Below are 16,344 nucleotides of genomic sequence, written 5' to 3' on the forward strand. Positions count from 1 at the left end.
TTCCCTCATAGCTTCAAAATTGGTGCATATTTCTGCACAAACTTCTTGATTCCTTCCCCCGGGAATGCAATCGTGAGCTCTGCATCCTCTCCCTCACCGCTGATGGCAACGATACGTCCGTCTCCCCACTTGCTGTGACGCACGGCATCCCCCGCCGTGAACTTTGCGGCAGCATCGGGGCGGATGACACTGCCATCCTCTGCTGTATGCTGCGGCGAAGGAGTCGGATAGGGACGTCGTCCCCCCGATGAACGGCGTCCCCAAACATCGGAACGCCCGCGTTCCACATCCGAAAAAAAGTCTGCTTCCTTGCGCTCAATCAAATCCTCCGGGATCTCGGCAAGGAAGCGTGACGGTCGCGACATCTCTGTTCGCCCATAAATGGTGCGTTGACGCGCATAAGTGAGGTAGAGGCGTCGCTCGGCTCGTGTGATACCAACGTAGCAGGTGCGTCGTTCCTCTTCGATCTCTGTGTCGTCAAGCAGTGTACGCGAATGCGGAAACAGGCCTTCCTCCATGCCTGTCATGAACACGGTTGGAAACTCCAACCCCTTTGCCGCATGGAATGTCATGAGAGTAACACTGCCGTCCGACTGATCTGTCGCATCTACATCGGAGATGAGTGAAATCTGGGCGAGGAAGTCCTCAAGTCCGCTCTCTCCCTCTGGTGCACCATCTTCAAAGTTCTTTGCAACACTGATGAACTCACGCAGGTTCTCGAGACGATCGCGGTTATCCTCCTTGGGATCCTCCTCCAGAGCTGCAGCATAGCCGGACTCCTCAATGATATCCTCGACGATCTCGTGAAGGTGGCGTGTACCAAGCTGTCCCATGAAGGTGAAGATCAGTGCAGCAAAATCCTCGAGTTCGAGCTTTACCTTTGCAGAGAGTTTTGGGATCGTACTGAGCAGCTGCGCGTCCGTGATCAGCTCAAAGAGTGAGATACGATATTCGGACGCCTTCTCCATCATACGGCCGAGGGTGGTCTGACCGAGTCCACGCTTGGGTACGTTGATGATGCGCAGGAGGCTCAGCGTATCGCGCGGATTGTAGATCACACGCAGATAGGCGATGATGTCCCTGATCTCACGGCGATCATAGAATCGTACTGAGCCAACCATTGCGTATGGAATGCCTGTTGCATAGAATGCCTCCTCGATATTGCGAGACTGTGCATTCATACGGTAAAGTACGGCAATATCACCATACTTTACATGGAACATTGTGTGCAGACGTTCTACCTCACGTACGATATAGGAAGCCTCGTTCTTCTCCGTTCCAGCCTCATAGATTGTGATGGGATCGCCCGTTGGATTGTCCGTCCAGAGATCTTTTTTCTTGCGGGTCAGATTGTTTTCGATCACAGCATTTGCCGCAGCAAGGATATTCTTCGTTGAGCGGTAGTTTTGCTCAAGCAGGATTACAGTCGCCTCGGGATAGTCACGCTCAAAGTTCAGGATATTTCGCATATCCGCACCGCGCCAGCCGTAGATGGATTGATCCGCGTCACCGACGACGCAGATATTGCGATGTCCTGCGGCAAGCAGCTTCGTGATCGCGTACTGTGCACCGTTCGTGTCCTGATATTCGTCCACGAGGATGTACTGGAATTTTTTTTGGTACTTTTCGCGGATCTCCGCGTTGTTCGAGAGCAGCTCCACCGTCAGCATCAAAAGGTCATCGAAATCGAGTGCATTGTTTGCACGCAGTTTTGACTGGTAGAGCTCATAGATCTTCGCCACCTGCTCCGTAAAGAAGTCTGTCGCCTGTGCCGTGAATTCCTTGACATCGAGCAGACGGTTCTTTGCGTCCGAAATGTGCGACTGTACGGCACCTGGTGCCGTGTGTTTCTCGTCAATATTCAGCTCTTTGAGGCACTCGCGAATGAGGCTCTTCGTGTCCGAGGCATCATAGATGATGAAATTCTTTGCATAAGTACCAAGTTGTTCAATCTCTGTACGAAGGAAGCGAGCGCAGAAGGAGTGAAATGTACTGAGCCATACGTCATGTGCGGAATCACCGATCAACGTATCTACACGATCACGCATTTCACGTGCTGCCTTATTTGTAAAGGTAATGGCAAGAATGCGGTACGGCGGAACCCCGTGCTCCAAAAGATTTGCAATACGGAAGGTCAGCACGCGTGTCTTGCCGGACCCCGCTCCTGCCACAATAAGAAGAGGTCCCTCAAGACAGGCTACGGCTCTTTGCTGCGGCTCGTTCAGCCCCTGAAACAAATCCATGAAAACTCCCTTTTTTCAAATAAGAAAGGCGGGGCCGCCACAATGGCCAACTCCGCCCCTGCCGTCAAATAATACGTTACGTTTTAATTCGCTTGACCGCCTCTGAGAGCGGCGGGATGATCTGTTTCTTGCGTGACATGACTCCAGGCAGATAGAGATGCGTACCGCTCGTGTCCTTGCGGAATGCCTCGCCGATCAGTGTACGCGGCGATCCCGTGAAGAGAAGATAGGTTGCCTCCTCAAGGATGTCTGTAATCATGACGAGGCTCAGATCAAAGCCCTCTGTATCACAGATGGTCTTCATCGCGGCGAGCAGTTCGTCCTCCTTTGCCATGATTTCCTTCGTATCCATGACAGAGGTCTGGCTGACGATGACACGGTATGCCCCGATTGTGAACTCCTTGAGGTCGTTGCGGACAATCTCCATCGGTGACATATTGCCGATGCTCGATCCCGCCTTGAGCATTTCAAGACCATAGGTGTTGAGGTCGACGTTTGCAATATCCGCCAGACGCTCTGCTGTCGCCTTATCCTTTGGTGTACAGGTTGGAGATTTGAAGAGTACCGTATCTGAGATGATCGCCGAGAGCAGGAGTCCCGCAATCGACGGCGGAATGTCGATGTCATTTTGCCAATGCATATTGGACACAATTGTCGCCGTGCAGCCAACCGGCTCCGCGTGTGTGTAGATCGGCTCACTCGTGCTGATTCCACCAAAGCGATGATGATCAATGATCTCGATGATCTTTGCTTCCTCAATGCCTTCAACAGCCTGGTTTCGCTCGTTGTGATCCACGAGAATGACCTGCGCCGGCTCTGAGACAACGAGACGGTCACGGCTCACAAGTCCGACAATGCGCCCGTTCTCAAGAACTGGATAGTTACGGAAATTCGTCTCCTCCATCGTGCCTTTGATGTCCGAGAGGAGATCAAGCGGCTTGAAGCAGACGGGATTGTCATGCATAATCCGTCGCACCGGAACGCACTGATTGATGAGCCGTGCCACCGTGTAGGTATCATAGGGGGTGGACAATACAAAGATTCCGCGCGTCTCTGCCTCCTCAAGTGCTTCGGCGGGAATCCTGCCATCGCCCGTCACAATCAGACAGGCAATTCCCTGCCGGATGCAGGAGAGAATTGTCTCTGTACGTCGGTCACCAACAAGTACGATGTCATTCTCCTTGATGAGTTTGTGAATGGTCTCCACACTGCCGGCTGCAATGCGAATCTGTCCCTTGATGGTCTCGCCCTCTTCTCCCGCCACGAGGACATTGCTGTCCGTTGCACGTATGATATCGCGATATCGCACACGCATATCGGAGAGGTTCGTCATACCAAGTTCTTGAAAATAGCGTTTTGCCAAATCACTGACCGAGACAATGCCGACAAGGATTCCCTTGCTGTCTGTCACGGGAATCGAGCGCAGATCGTTTTCGCGCAGAACCTCGCCAAGATTGCGCAAGGTGTCGTGTTGACGAACAACGATCTTGCAGTCCATCGCAATATCCTTTACGCGCGGATAGAGATCCGGAATGAGAAGAGGCTGTTCTACATGGAAATACTCCAGGGCAAACTTTGTCTCCTTATTCACCTTACCGGCACGTGCCGCGACGGCATTGACACCCAGTGCCTGTTTCAGATGTGCATATCCGACCGCAGAGCAGATGGAATCCGTATCCGGATTGCGGTGTCCGATGACATAGATCGGCTTTGCAACGTTCAAGATGATACCTCCCTATCGCGGCTTCCACATGCCGCATACTTTGCCATCCATTATACCATACTCATAGATATGATTCAATTTTTGCAAAAATAAAAAGACGTTGACGTGTTCCATTAGAATACGCCGACATCATAAAATCCTATCTAAATGGTGACTATGCCTCAAAGGCGTTTTTTATCTGATTCACCTGCCATAGATCGCCAAAAGCATAGATTTCGAGTACATCGAAACGACAGTGAGCATTTTCTTTGTTTTGTTCACGCAAGTACCAGTGTGCCGTCTGGACAATCTTTTGCTGCTTTCGGTAATGCACCGCCTCGGCAGGTGTCCCATAGTGCATGCCGCGCCGTGTTTTCACCTCGATAAAGACCAGTGTTCCATGATCGTCTGCAACAATGTCGATTTCTCCGATCTTCGTCCGATAATTGCGTGTAAGAATGCGGCAGCCCTGCCGACGCAAATACTCTGCAGCATAGGTTTCACCCTGATTGCCAAGTGCCTTGTTGCTCATGTGCGTGGTCTCCGTTCACCCGCATGGCGATCAATCCGGTAGACGTGGGCAAGGACCTCCGCGATTGTGCGATAGAGTTCCGGCGGAATCTCACGGTCAATCTCCAGAGCCATCAGCATATTGACAAGGGATTTGTTTTGGTAGACAGGAATGCCGTTTTTTTTCGCCTCTGCTAAAATGCGATCAGCAACAAGTGAACGTCCTTTTGCCGTAATGCGCGGGGCACGGTCATTCTTGACATCGTATTTGATTGCAACAGCACGCTGCTCCTGTTCTACAGGTATATCTTCGACAGGTGAAGTATCATTATCCCACTGTTCTGCCATATCTCACCCATCCTTGCAACTGATATATTTTGTCCATATTATGCAATTCCGGTTCTTTCTTCATCAGACAAGAACACAGAGGTCTGCCGACATCAATTCGTAAAGAACCGCCGCTCGCCGATGGCACCGATTTGGATGCCCTCAATGATGAGCGCTGTGCCGTCTGCCGACTCACGTATACTGTCGAGCGCATTACGAAATTCCCACGCCGCGTCGGCATCCGAAAAATAGAGCCGCATATCGACGTGATTTTCTTCATAGATCCGGTTGATGAGTTCAACGGTACCAATGTTATCCGTGAGTACACAGATACGAAGCCATGTTTCTTTCTTAAGACGATCCGTTTCCTCATCTGTGTGTGATTCATCATAGACGTGAATGTAGGCAGGATATTCAGAAGCTCCCATAAAGAGCGGCATAACAAAGTTCATGGAACGTTGTCCCGGCTGTGGTGTAGCGTTCTCCCCCTCCAGCGCGTTTCGCATAGTGAGGGCAAGTGCAGCAACATCTCTGCCCGCACGTTTATACTGCTCTGCTGTCATCCTGCGCGTCTTTACAATGTCCGCCATCTGCATGAACGCCCAGAGGCGCGGGAGATCCGGCAGCTGCTGTTCAAGTGCTGCCTGACGCACCGTTCCTGGAATATTTTGCTGGGTTAGTTGGATAAGCTGCTGCAGTTGTTTGGCATCTCCCTCGCTCATCGTCTGACCACGCCCGTTCACAAAATTTTGCAGCAGAAGCACCTCACGTTGGCTGAGATTCTCGTTCTGTAAAAGAGCCTGTGCAAGATTTCGCAAAACATTCATTGTCTGCGGTGTATTCTCCATCGTCTGCGTAACAAATCGTGGAATCGTGTTCTGCATCTCAGGAGATCTGACCTGTGCAACATTCTGTGCCGACGTTTTTGCAGTATTTGCAAGTTCCGTGTCATGCCCCGCCTGCATATTGGATTTTGCAGATTGGCTCTGCGCCTCAGGACTTCCAGCGGGGCGTACATTCGATTCCAACGCAGACTTGTTTTCCACGATTGACTGAGACTCTTTACCAGACAGAGCATTTTGTGTATTCCCAGTTGGGGGTGCAGAATTTTGCCCCCGTTCCATGGAGTTTGTCCCCATCTGAGAAGGCTTGTTCGTCATGGACTTCTGTGTACTGTCCGGTTCTGCGGATGAGGAGGGTTGCCCCTGAGCAGGAGGCTCTGACATTTTTCCAACGATTTCCTGCGATACACTCCCTGTTTGTCGAGGTGTACCAGAAGGATTTTCTTTTGCCACTGCGTCTGTTCCCGGCATACTCGTCTGTTGACGAGGCATTTGTTGTTCCGGCGGCACGTCCTCTGACATCGTTGCACCTGTATTGTGTGCAAGGACAGACGATCCACCCATTGAATTTTGCGATGTTGACGATGTTTCTGCATTAGAGATATTTCCATTTGCAGGCATCTGTTGGGTGTTGTTTTCCGTACCGCGCGGCATCAGAAGCTGAACCAACTGATTCAAAAAGGTCAGCGATGACGAAGTCGTACCACTCGGTGAACCCGAAGCCACATTCAGTTGGGTTAGAAATTCCTGCAGCTCTTTCGGCAAAAGTTCGGCATTCCCTGTGTCAAGCAGCTGAAAGGCGGCCTTTGTCAGCATAATCGGCTCAAACGTACCGCCGTATTCTTTGGTAAGTGCTGTTTTGAGACCAGTCAAAAGTGCTGCTAGATCGTCACTGACCCGCGGGATACTGCCTTCTGTCTCTGCCATTGAGCCCAACTGATTCAACATACGTGCCAGCGTCGTCAACTGATCGGTCGAAAAACGCTGACTGGCAGCGGTGCTTCCTAGTCCCTGTCCAAGCGTAGTCTCAATGGAGAAGGACTGCCGTATCATATTCTGAATGACTTCTTTGAGCTCCTGCGGCATTTGTTGAACATTTGTTTGCTGACGTCCGCTGACCTTTGAGAGAATATCTGCCATATGGTCGATGGCGGTATCAATCGTGACATTTGTTCTCTGACTGAATGCGGCAGACGAATTCCCCTGATCTCCGCGGCTCTGAACTCCTTCTGTTGTGCGCCCCGGTGTAATCCGCGGTGTAGAGGGAATTGCCGCAGATGCGGTTGTTGTATTTGCTTCCATCGACACGATATTCACTGCCTTTTCTGTTACATTATATTTAACATAGATCGTATGGGTTCAAACGATTTGCGATGCAGAGAACATATACCGTATCTCTGAATTGCTTCAATATGTTCACGTGTTCCATACCCTTTGTGTTTTGCAAAACCATAGTTTGGATATCTTTCATCGTATGCTTCCATCAAGCGATCGCGCGTTACCTTTGCCAAGATGGAGGCAGCCGCAATTGATGCGGACTTCGCATCGCCCTTGATAATGGACTGTGATGGGATGGAAAGATTCGGGAGTTCGACGGCGTCGATCAGAACCTCCTGCGGCACAGGGGAAAGTGATGCAATTGCCTCATACATTCCCATGCGTGTTGCCTGCAGAATATTAATTCGATCTATTGTTTCCACATCAATCAGCGAAATATGATACGAAATTGCCTGCTCCGTAACCTGTGTGAAAAGCTCCTCGCGTACAGTATGCGAGAGCTTCTTGGAATCGTTGAGACGCGCCAGGTAACACTCTTGCGGCAGAATGACAGCAGCGACAGCAACGGGGCCTGCCAGAGGACCACGCCCAGCCTCATCCACACCTGCAACAAAAGCATGTCCCGCCGCTATGGCGGCGCGTTCATACACATACATCGTGCTCAGACGTGCGCGTTCGTTCTGTATGCGTTCATAGCGGCGGAGGATTGTCTGCATCGACTTGCGTGAGTCACTTCGACAGGCTTCGATAAAATCTTCCGTTACAGAGCCCTGCAAAAAGATACTCTCTATCTCTTTTATCGTCATTTTCAATATTTCCTTCACCACATATGCTGTCAAGGAATGGTTGGCAATTCATCCAACGTTACATATCCCAACCGTCCGCTGCGAAAGTCCGTCAGCACAATCTGCTCCGCCTTCTCGTAGTCGATCTTGCCGCCCGCACGCAGACAGCCGCGTTTGCGTCCGATTTCCTCAAGCAGCTCTACGCCGCTTGGAAGCTCCCCCTCCAGTCGATAGCGTTCTATGAGAGCGGATGGATATGATATGCGAAGCGTATCTAGAAGCAGGAGGACAACGCTCGCCACATCGTAGACATTGTCGTTGATTGCCCCCGTGAAGGCAAGGTGAAGTGCAGCCTGCTGATCCTCGAACTTCGGCCAGAGAATCCCCGGCATATCAAGAAGTTCAAGCTGTGCACCAAGACGAATCCACTGCTTTGCGCGTGTGACGCCGGGACGATTCTCCACCTTCGTCTTTGCCCCACCCGACAGACGGTTGATAAGCGAGGACTTTCCGACATTCGGAATGCCGAGAATCATGCAGCGTGCAGCACGCGCCTTCGCCCCATGCTGAACGAGCTTGTCCGTTTTCGGCTTCGCACATTTTGTGATTGCCTGTACGAGTTCCTTGACACCGCGTCCTTTGACCGCATCCACTGGAACCGTCGCGATCCCTCCTGCAGCGAAGTATTTCACCCATGCACGTGTCGCCGCCTCATCCGCAAGATCCGCCTTGTTGAGCACGATAAGGCGCGGCTTATCACCGACAATTTCGCGCAGCACAGGATTCGCAGAGCTCAGCGGAATCCGTGCGTCCAGCAGTTCGACAACTACATCTACCAGCTTCAGATTCTCCTTGACCAGCCGCTCTGCCTTCCGCATATGACCCGGGTACCACTGGAGGCTTGGGATGTCGATAATGTTGTTATTTTCCATTATGACCTTTCTACGTATCATATTCGCCCATGATGAGATTATTTAGTTTGTATATAACATCTGCTGCTATATCATTTATTTCGGACTGTGATACATCCTCTCTACCGGAATTTGCCAGCTTAAATGCTTCTAAAGCACAAATACATTCTTTTAGATTATCAAACTTTTGGTCATACTGAAAGGAGTTATATTCTACAGGAGCAGTGGGTTGAATAAGATCAATACGTTCTACCCGTTTTCCATCGGTAAAGAAGAGTACTAAGCTCATACGTGAACACAGCTTTTTATCCGGCTTTGCTCCCATCCAATACCCAGCAATCGCTCCAACCGTGCCAAAGGCAAGCCCCCCTGCTGCAGCTGTCAACAGGCTTCCGTGTTGTCCCTTTAATATGTGATTATCTAAGATAATATCGTAATCTACAAAATTCTCGCGGCGATGCAGATGCTGGTCATCTTGATCATCATAATCCATACTCTCCTCAAACAAATCATTAGGTATATGGATAATCTCTTCGTCTGCATCCCATTCAATAAGAGCAGGCTCATATTCGTCGAATGGAACCTGATATCTTGGTCGAAATGTATCCATGATTTGTCCCTTTCATTTATTTTTGTTTTCTCAGCAGGCAAACGTTCTCAACGTGCGAAGTCTGTGGAAAGAGATCCACCGGCTGAACTTCCTGCGCAAGATAACCGAGTTCTTTCAGGATGGCGAGGTCGCGTGCTAGTGTTGCAGGGTTGCAGGAGACGTAGACAATGCGCTGCGGCTTCATATTTGCGAAGGTGCGAAGGACGGTTTCGGTGCAGCCGACACGCGGCGGATCGACGACGACGACATCGGGGCGAATCCCCTGCTTGTAGAGTGCAGGCATGACGGCGGTCGCATCGCCAACGATGAACTCGGCATTCTTTACATTGTTGTCGCGTGCATTTTTTCGTGCATCGAGGATGGCGGGCTGTACGATTTCGATGCCGTAGATCTTTCGCGCTTTTTGAGCAAGAAACAGCGTAATTGTTCCTGTGCCGCAATAGGCGTCGATGACAGTCTCTGTCCCATGCAGGTCGGCATAGGCGAGTGCCTGCTCGTAAAGGCGTTCTGCCTGTCTTGTATTGACCTGAAAGAAGGAGCGCGGGGAGATGTGGAAGTTCAGCCGCCCCAAAGAATCGATAATCGTCGGTCGTCCCCAGAGCAGCTGTGTGTCGCGCCCCATGATGACGTTGTTGCGATAGGTCTGGATATTCTGATGGACACTGACGAGGTTTGGCAGACGCTCGCGCATCATGCGAACAAAGTCCTTTGCGCGTGGGAGCTGCTTTGTTGCAGTGACAATGATCGCCATGAGATCGTTGCTGCGTCCGACGCGCCCGACAATGTGGCGCAGAACGCCCTTGTGGGTGTCCTCGTTATAGACCGGAATGTGAAGCTGCTCTGCAATCTCGCGTGCAGCATTTGCAAGGTCGTTGTTCTCCGCACGCTGGATGTGGCAGTTTTCCGTATTGATAATCCTGTGACTGCCCTGTGCAAAGCAGCCAATCACGATCTTTCCGCTATTTCGTCCAATTGGAAACTGCATCTTGTTCCGATAGTTCCACGGTTCTTCTGCACGCAGCGTTTCCATCACGGGAATTTGCGGAAGCTTACCGATATGGATCAGTGCGTCTGTGACCTGTGCACGTTTTGTACGCAGCTGAGCCTCATAGGAGAGGTGTTGGAGCTGACAGCCGCCGCATTCCTCGTAGAGTTCACAGAGGGGGGCAACGCGATCGACACTCTCATGCAGGATCTGCTTGATGCGTCCGCGTGCATAGCTGTTCTTTACTTCTTCTATGATGACGGAGACAGTCTCGCCTGGGAGCGCATTCGGGACAAAGACAGTAAAGTTGTCATAGCGTCCGACTCCCTCCCCGCTTGTCCCGAGGCGGTCAATTTGAAGTTCATAGGTTCGCCCTTTGCAGACGGGAATCGTCTGCGCGGCTTGCTTTATCGCTTTTCTATGTTTCATCGCTCTGCAAACGTCACCTTTTCAAATAGTTCCATCGGGTGTGTCAAGAGAATATCTGCCCCATGTGCCACGAGTTCCTCCTCTGGTCGGAATCCCCAGAGAACGCCGACCGCAAACGCTCGTGCATTGCGTGCTGTGTCCATATCCACGTCTGTATCGCCAAAATATGCGGTCTGCTCTCCCGTAACCCCAAAATTTCTCATGATGTGAAGCACCTTTTGCGGGTCGGGCTTACGCGGCAGTCCTTCCTGATCGCCGATGATTTCCTGAAAAATACCGTGCGGGAAAAGCGTCTTCACAATCATCTCTGCCGCAGACTGATGTTTGTTCGTGCAAACTGCCATCGGAATACCGCGTCGTCGTAGTTCCTCAAGCATCTCCATAATGCCGTCGTATGGCTTCGTCTTTTGGAGCAGATTTCGCGCGTAGCAGTCCTTGTACTCAGACATAAATTGCTCCACAAAGATCGTATCCGCAGCGTTCTCCTGCGGGAGAATGCGTTCCATCAGCTTTCGTGTGCCGTCTCCGACAAAATAGCGATACGCCTCCACCTCATGCACGGGAAAGCTGTGTGCGCGAAGAGTGGCGTTGGCACTGTCCGCCAGATCGTCCAGTGAGTTGACAAGTGTTCCGTCCAAATCAAATACAGCGGCTTTATAGTTCATGGAAATGCCCCCTTTGACAAAAACAGCCTTTCCCTTTCGGAAAAGGCTGTTTGTCTCAGCCGAGTTTTTTTGCCAAGAGTTCGTTGACCATCTGTGGGTTCGCCTTACCCTTGGACTGCTTCATCACCTGTCCGACAAGTGCACCGATTGCCTTCTTATTGCCGCCCTTATAGTCCTCAACGGCTTTTGTGTTCGCTGCGATGACCTGATCGACAATATCCTCGATCTCCTTTGTGTCGGTGATCTGGACAAGCCCCTTGTCCGCAACGATCTTTTCCGGTGCATTGGGCGATATCCACATCTCCTTGAATACGGTTTTGCCGATCTTCGAGGAAATCGTGCCCTTCGAGATGAGCAGGATCATCTCACCGAGACGCTTTGCATCAACGGGTGAATCCTCGATCGTCTTGCCCTCTGCATTGAGGTTCTTTGCGAGATCGCCCATCAGCCAGTTTGCCGCGAGTTTCGCGTCCGCGCCCGTCGCCGTAATGGCATCGTAGTATTCCGCCATCGCACGTGAGCTTGTAATGATGCCCGCATCGTAAGCGGAAAGCCCCGCTTCATCCATCAGACGAGCACGGCGAGCGTCTGGCAACTCGGGAAGCTCCTTGCGGATCGCCTCGATCTCCTCCGCGCTCGTCACAATCGGCGGCAGGTCAGGCTCCGGCATATAGCGGTAGTCATGTGCCTCCTCCTTGCTGCGCATGGAGAGGGTGATGCCGCGCTCTGGATCCCATGTGCGCGTTTCCTGAATGATATGACCGCCGTCCTCGAGCACCTCGGTCTGACGCTCGATTTCGTAGTTGATGGCATCCTCAAGTGCCTTGAAGGAGTTGATGTTCTTCATCTCCGTGCGTGTGCCCAGTTTGTCCGAGCCGACGGGACGCAGAGAAACGTTGATGTCTGCGCGGAGATTCCCCTCCTCCATGCGGCAGTTGGAGACATCGATGTACTCCATGATCGTCTTGATCTTCTCCATGTAGGCACGCGCTTCTTCCGCCGAGGACATATCCGGCTCGGAGACGATTTCAAGCAGGGGCACGCCCGTACGGTTGTAATCCACGTTGGACGAGGAGGAATCCTTGATCGTCGTGCCGGAGTGCACGAGCTTCCCTGCATCCTCCTCCATGTGGATGCGGGTCAGACGGATGCGTTTCTTGCCCGCCTCCGTGTCAATATCCACCCAGCCGTGCTCAGCAATCGGGAGGTCGAACTGTGAGGTCTGGAAGTTCTTCGGAAGGTCGGGATAGTAATAGTTCTTGCGGTCGAACTTGCTGTACCCGTTGATTTCACAGTTGGTTGCAAGCCCTGCCTTGATGGCGTAGTTTACGACCTGACGATTGACGACGGGCAGGACACCGGGAAGCCCAAGGCAGACGGGACAGACATGCGTATTCTGATCTGCGCCGAAGCCCGTCGCACAGCCGCAGAAAATCTTGGTCTTTGTCTTAAGTTCACAGTGAATCTCAAGACCGATGACGGTTTCGTATTTCATGCCTTTCCTCCAATCGGTGCCATTTTTGTATGGAAATCATGTGTCTGCTCATAGGCATATGCCGCACGCAGGATCGTCTCCTCCGCGAGCGGACGTCCGATGATCTGCAGTCCGATGGGAAGTCCCGCTGCGGTAAAGCCACAGGGAACGGAGATACCGGGCAGCCCCGCAAGGTTGAGAGGCACGGTCGAGATATCCTGCAGGTACATCTGCAGGGGGCTCGTCATCTCACCAATCTTATAGGCGGGGGTCGGTGCGGTCGGTGTCATGATGACATCGACCTCCTCAAAGGCACGCATGAAGTCCTGCTGAATGAGCGTCCGCACCTTGAGTGCCTTGAGATAGTATGCATCGTAGTAGCCCGCAGAAAGAGCATAGTTGCCGATAAGGATGCGGCGTTTGACCTCCGCACCGAATTTTTCCGTGCGCGTGCGCGTCATCATGTCGACGAGATCTTCCCCATCGACGCGTACACCGTAGCTGACACCATCATAACGCTCGAGGTTGGTCGCCGCCTCTGCGGGTGCAATCAGATAGTAGGTCGAGACGGCATAGTCCGTGTGCGGGAGTGAAATCTCGCGCACTTCCGCTCCCATCGCTTCAACATCCGCAATCGCCTTGCGGACAGAGGCTTCGACATCGCTGTCCATTCCCGAGATGAAGTATTCTTTGGGCAGACCGATCTTGAGTCCCTTTACGTCATTCTGCAATGCCTTCGTATAGTCCGGAACATCTGCCCTGCTTGCCGTCGAGTCCATGACATCGTGCCCTGCAATGACATTCATGAGATGTGCGGCATCCGTGACATCGCGTGTGAGGGGACCGATCTGATCAAGGGAGGAAGCATACGCCATAAGTCCGTAGCGGGAGACGCGCCCATAGGTCGGCTTCAGACCGACAATGCCGCAGAACGATGCGGGCTGACGAATCGAGCCGCCCGTATCGCTGCCAAGCGCCCAGATCGCCGTCCCCGATGCAACCGCCGCCGCACTGCCGCCCGACGATCCGCCGGGGACTCGCTCCGTGTCCCACGGATTATAGGTCGGGTGATAGGCAGAGTTCTCCGTCGAGCCGCCCATTGCAAACTCGTCGAGGTTTGCCTTGCCAAGGATGACAGCGTCCGCATCATGCAGTTTTGTCATAACCGTTGCATCATAGGGCGGAACAAAGCTCTCCAAAATCTTTGATCCTGCTGTCGTGCGCACGCCCTTCGTACAGATATTATCCTTAATTGCGCCCGGAATGCCCGCGAGGAAAGGAATCTCCTCCCCCGCTGCGATCTTCGCGTCCACGCGGTCTGACACAGCAAGTGCATCCTCGCGGTTTTCCAAAAGATACGCGCCGACTTCGTTTTCGACTGCGTCCATGCGCGAAAGTACGTTTTCGGTCAGTTCGCGTGCGCTAATCTCCTTGCGCGTAAGCATATCATGCAGGATATGCGCCGGTTTTTCATATAGACTCAAAACAGCCCCTCCTTACCCTTCGAGTACTTTCGGTACTTTGAAATAGCCGTCCTCTGCAAGAGGGGCATTCGAGAGTGCCGCCTCATTGGAAAGGGACGGGCGCACCTCGTCGGCACGGAAGACATTCTCGATGGGCAGTGCATACGTCGTCGGATGCACATGCTCTGTATCGACATTGGAAAGGTTATCCACATACGTTAGAAAATCCCCCAATGTTTTGAGTGCTTCTTCTTTTTCCTCTACAGGAATCGTAAGGCGCGAGAGATGCGCCGTTGTCGTGAGATCCTGTTCCGTTACCTTCATGCCTCCACCGTCTTTCTTTGTCATATCCGAATCATTATAACAAATCGTTCCGCAGGTATCAAACGAAATCCTCATACTGTTTGCGGGCGGATAAAATCTGCCTCAAGTGCAAGGATCATCTCCCGCAGGAGCTTGAGTGCCGTCGCCGTCGATGTACCGCTCGGATCGAGCGGCGGCGAGAGTTCGACCATATCACAGGCAACGATATGACATCCGCGAATCACGGAAAGGGCTGCCTTCATGAGTTCGACAAAGGTCACACCGCCCGCCTCGGGGGTTCCCGTCCCCGGAAATGCCGATGGGTCGAGCACATCGAGGTCTATGGTGAGATATACGGGACGATCCTTGACCTCTGCGATTGCTTCGGAGAGCCCTGCAAATGTAAAAGGGCGAAGATTCGTATGACCCTCGCGTGCCCACTGCCACTCCGCACGCTCACCGCTGCGAATGCCGAACTGATGAATGCGTCCGTCGCCGAGGAAATCCCAAACACGGCGGATAACCGTCGCATGGGAGAGGTGATTGCCGAGATATTCGTCTCTGAGATCCGTATGCGCGTCGAAATGAATCACGACAAGATCGGGGTGTTTTTCCGCCGCCGCCTTGATCGCGGGCAGGCTCACAAGATGTTCGCCGCCAATCAGAAATGGCAGCCGTCCGTCTGTCAAAATATTCTTCGTAAATGTATGGATCATATCCAGCGCACGCTTTGTATCTCCGAATGGGAGCTCCAAATCGCCGCCGTCAAATGCGTGTGCATCCTCAAGATCAAGATCCTGATAGGGGCTGTACGTCTCCAGTCCGTAGGACTCTGCCCGCATGGTACGCGCAGCAAAGCGTGTTCCAGGGCGATAGGATGTCGTCGAGTCAAACGGTGCGCCGAAGATCACGATATGGCTGTCCTCATACGTCCCGTCACATCCGAGAAACGTTTCAATGTTGCGGTTCCACATCTTCGAGTATCTCCTCCACATAGTTCGGCAAGGCAAATGCAGCTGCGTGCAGCTGTGTGTTGTAATAGCGTGTCTTTATGCTGAGCGACTTCCAACGTGCAAAGTCCACGCCCTCGACAGGCCGACGGTTCTTGGACGAGAATCCGAAGAGCCAATGTCCCGATGGATAGGTCGGTATATGTACTTGGTAGACACGGCTGAATGGAAATGAGTGGACAATGCGCTGGTGCATACGCTGCATTGCATAGGCATCCTGCTCGTAAAACGGGCTCTCATGCTGATTGATCATGATGCCGTCCTCTTTGAGTGCCTTGAAGCAGTTTCCATAGAACTCCTTCGTGAAAAGGCCCTCCCCCGGTCCGAATGGATCCGTCGAGTCCACAATAATGAGGTCGTATGTATCGATGGGTTTGCGCACGAAACGCAGTCCGTCCTCGTAGTGGATGTGAACGCGCTCATCCGAGAGACATGATGCAGTCGATGGCAGGTATTCACGGCAGACATCGACCACCATCTCATCGATTTCCACGAGGTCGATATGGCGTATGGAAGGATAGCGCAGAAGTTCACGCACGGTTCCCCCATCGCCGCCGCCAATCACGAGGATGTTCTCTGCCTCCGGATGTACGCACATGGGAACGTGCGTAATCATCTCGTGATAGATGAACTCATCCTTCTCCGTCAGCATCATATAGCCGTCGAGCGTCAAAAATCGCCCAAACTCGGGCGACTCGAACACATCGATGCGCTGAAACTCGCTCTGTCCGCTGTAAAGCTGACGATTCACGCGAATCGAAAAGCGCACATCGGGCGTATGTTGTTCTGTGTACCAAAATTCCATAT

Annotated in this window: 15 protein-coding genes; all 15 read right to left on the minus strand. The window is 52.3% G+C overall.

Annotated elements, in window-relative coordinates:
- Positions 1–5 precede the first annotated feature (5 nt).
- A complete protein-coding gene (gene pcrA, locus BCS37_RS05615; protein ID WP_069180545.1) occupies positions 6–2,243 on the minus strand; it encodes a DNA helicase PcrA in 2,238 nt (745 codons plus the stop codon).
- A gap of 76 nt (positions 2,244–2,319) precedes the next feature.
- Positions 2,320–3,966, minus strand: a complete 1,647-nt coding sequence (locus BCS37_RS05620) for a putative manganese-dependent inorganic diphosphatase (RefSeq protein WP_069180546.1) — start codon at positions 3,964–3,966, stop codon at positions 2,320–2,322.
- A gap of 154 nt (positions 3,967–4,120) precedes the next feature.
- Positions 4,121–4,477: a YraN family protein gene (locus BCS37_RS05625; RefSeq protein ID WP_069180547.1), complete on the minus strand. Its 357-nt coding sequence runs from the start codon at positions 4,475–4,477 to the stop codon at positions 4,121–4,123.
- Positions 4,474–4,803, minus strand: a complete 330-nt coding sequence (locus tag BCS37_RS05630) for an EscU/YscU/HrcU family type III secretion system export apparatus switch protein (RefSeq protein ID WP_069180548.1) — start codon at positions 4,801–4,803, stop codon at positions 4,474–4,476. Before BCS37_RS05630 ends, BCS37_RS05625 begins: the two co-directional genes overlap by 4 nt.
- A gap of 92 nt (positions 4,804–4,895) precedes the next feature.
- Positions 4,896–6,926, minus strand: a complete 2,031-nt coding sequence (locus BCS37_RS05635) for a hypothetical protein (RefSeq protein WP_237142748.1) — start codon at positions 6,924–6,926, stop codon at positions 4,896–4,898.
- Positions 6,927–6,952: 26 nt separating this feature from the next.
- Positions 6,953–7,708, minus strand: a complete 756-nt coding sequence (locus BCS37_RS05640; RefSeq protein WP_069180550.1) for a ribonuclease HII — start codon at positions 7,706–7,708, stop codon at positions 6,953–6,955.
- Positions 7,709–7,737: 29 nt separating this feature from the next.
- Positions 7,738–8,619 carry a ribosome biogenesis GTPase YlqF gene (gene ylqF / locus BCS37_RS05645; RefSeq protein ID WP_237142691.1) on the minus strand — a complete coding sequence of 294 codons (882 nt, stop codon included), beginning with the start codon at positions 8,617–8,619 and terminating at the stop codon, positions 7,738–7,740.
- 10 nt (positions 8,620–8,629) lie between these two features.
- Entirely contained in the window at positions 8,630–9,208 is a 579-nt protein-coding gene (locus BCS37_RS05650; protein ID WP_069180551.1) for a hypothetical protein, read from the minus strand.
- A 16-nt stretch (positions 9,209–9,224) separates the two neighbouring features.
- On the minus strand, positions 9,225–10,622 hold the full coding sequence (gene rlmD / locus BCS37_RS05655) for a 23S rRNA (uracil(1939)-C(5))-methyltransferase RlmD (RefSeq protein ID WP_069180552.1): 1,398 nt from the start codon (positions 10,620–10,622) through the stop codon (positions 9,225–9,227).
- The gene (locus tag BCS37_RS05660) at positions 10,619–11,287 is read right to left on the minus strand and encodes an HAD family hydrolase (RefSeq protein WP_069180553.1); all 669 of its coding nucleotides are present in this window, start codon (positions 11,285–11,287) and stop codon (positions 10,619–10,621) included. The genes rlmD and BCS37_RS05660 overlap by 4 nt, the downstream gene beginning before the upstream one ends.
- Positions 11,288–11,342: 55 nt before the next feature.
- Positions 11,343–12,782: an Asp-tRNA(Asn)/Glu-tRNA(Gln) amidotransferase subunit GatB gene (gene gatB / locus BCS37_RS05665; RefSeq protein WP_069180554.1), complete on the minus strand. Its 1,440-nt coding sequence runs from the start codon at positions 12,780–12,782 to the stop codon at positions 11,343–11,345.
- Entirely contained in the window at positions 12,779–14,245 is a 1,467-nt protein-coding gene (gene gatA / locus BCS37_RS05670; protein ID WP_069180555.1) for an Asp-tRNA(Asn)/Glu-tRNA(Gln) amidotransferase subunit GatA, read from the minus strand. Before gatA ends, gatB begins: the two co-directional genes overlap by 4 nt.
- Positions 14,246–14,257: 12 nt before the next feature.
- Positions 14,258–14,548 carry an Asp-tRNA(Asn)/Glu-tRNA(Gln) amidotransferase subunit GatC gene (gene gatC / locus BCS37_RS05675; RefSeq protein ID WP_069181558.1) on the minus strand — a complete coding sequence of 97 codons (291 nt, stop codon included), beginning with the start codon at positions 14,546–14,548 and terminating at the stop codon, positions 14,258–14,260.
- Between the two features lie 71 nt (positions 14,549–14,619).
- A complete protein-coding gene (gene speB, locus BCS37_RS05680; protein WP_069180556.1) occupies positions 14,620–15,501 on the minus strand; it encodes an agmatinase in 882 nt (293 codons plus the stop codon).
- Positions 15,482–16,342, minus strand: coding sequence for a polyamine aminopropyltransferase (speE, locus tag BCS37_RS05685; protein WP_069180557.1), 861 nt, complete (start codon positions 16,340–16,342; stop codon positions 15,482–15,484). Before speE ends, speB begins: the two co-directional genes overlap by 20 nt.
- Between the last annotated feature and the right edge of the window lie 2 nt (positions 16,343–16,344).

This window comes from Selenomonas sp. oral taxon 920 (genome assembly GCF_001717585.1).
In the GTDB taxonomy this organism is placed as follows: Bacteria; Bacillota; Negativicutes; order Selenomonadales; family Selenomonadaceae; genus Centipeda.

Bases quoted from the DNA above. Each gene is read 5' to 3' on its own strand.
- speB (WP_069180556.1), bottom strand. From the start codon at position 15,501: ATGTGGAACCGCAACATTGAAACGTTTCTCGGATGTGACGGGACGTAT.
- rlmD (WP_069180552.1), bottom strand. From the start codon at position 10,622: ATGAAACATAGAAAAGCGATAAAGCAAGCCGCGCAGACGATTCCCGTC.
- pcrA (WP_069180545.1), bottom strand. From the start codon at position 2,243: ATGGATTTGTTTCAGGGGCTGAACGAGCCGCAGCAAAGAGCCGTAGCC.
- BCS37_RS05640 (WP_069180550.1), bottom strand. From the start codon at position 7,708: ATGACGATAAAAGAGATAGAGAGTATCTTTTTGCAGGGCTCTGTAACG.
- BCS37_RS05650 (WP_069180551.1), bottom strand. From the start codon at position 9,208: ATGGATACATTTCGACCAAGATATCAGGTTCCATTCGACGAATATGAG.
- speE (WP_069180557.1), bottom strand. From the start codon at position 16,342: ATGGAATTTTGGTACACAGAACAACATACGCCCGATGTGCGCTTTTCG.
- BCS37_RS05630 (WP_069180548.1), bottom strand. From the start codon at position 4,803: ATGGCAGAACAGTGGGATAATGATACTTCACCTGTCGAAGATATACCT.
- BCS37_RS05625 (WP_069180547.1), bottom strand. From the start codon at position 4,477: ATGAGCAACAAGGCACTTGGCAATCAGGGTGAAACCTATGCTGCAGAG.
- gatB (WP_069180554.1), bottom strand. From the start codon at position 12,782: ATGAAATACGAAACCGTCATCGGTCTTGAGATTCACTGTGAACTTAAG.
- gatC (WP_069181558.1), bottom strand. From the start codon at position 14,548: ATGAAGGTAACGGAACAGGATCTCACGACAACGGCGCATCTCTCGCGC.
- BCS37_RS05660 (WP_069180553.1), bottom strand. From the start codon at position 11,287: ATGAACTATAAAGCCGCTGTATTTGATTTGGACGGAACACTTGTCAAC.
- ylqF (WP_237142691.1), bottom strand. From the start codon at position 8,619: ATGGAAAATAACAACATTATCGACATCCCAAGCCTCCAGTGGTACCCG.
- BCS37_RS05635 (WP_237142748.1), bottom strand. From the start codon at position 6,926: ATGGAAGCAAATACAACAACCGCATCTGCGGCAATTCCCTCTACACCG.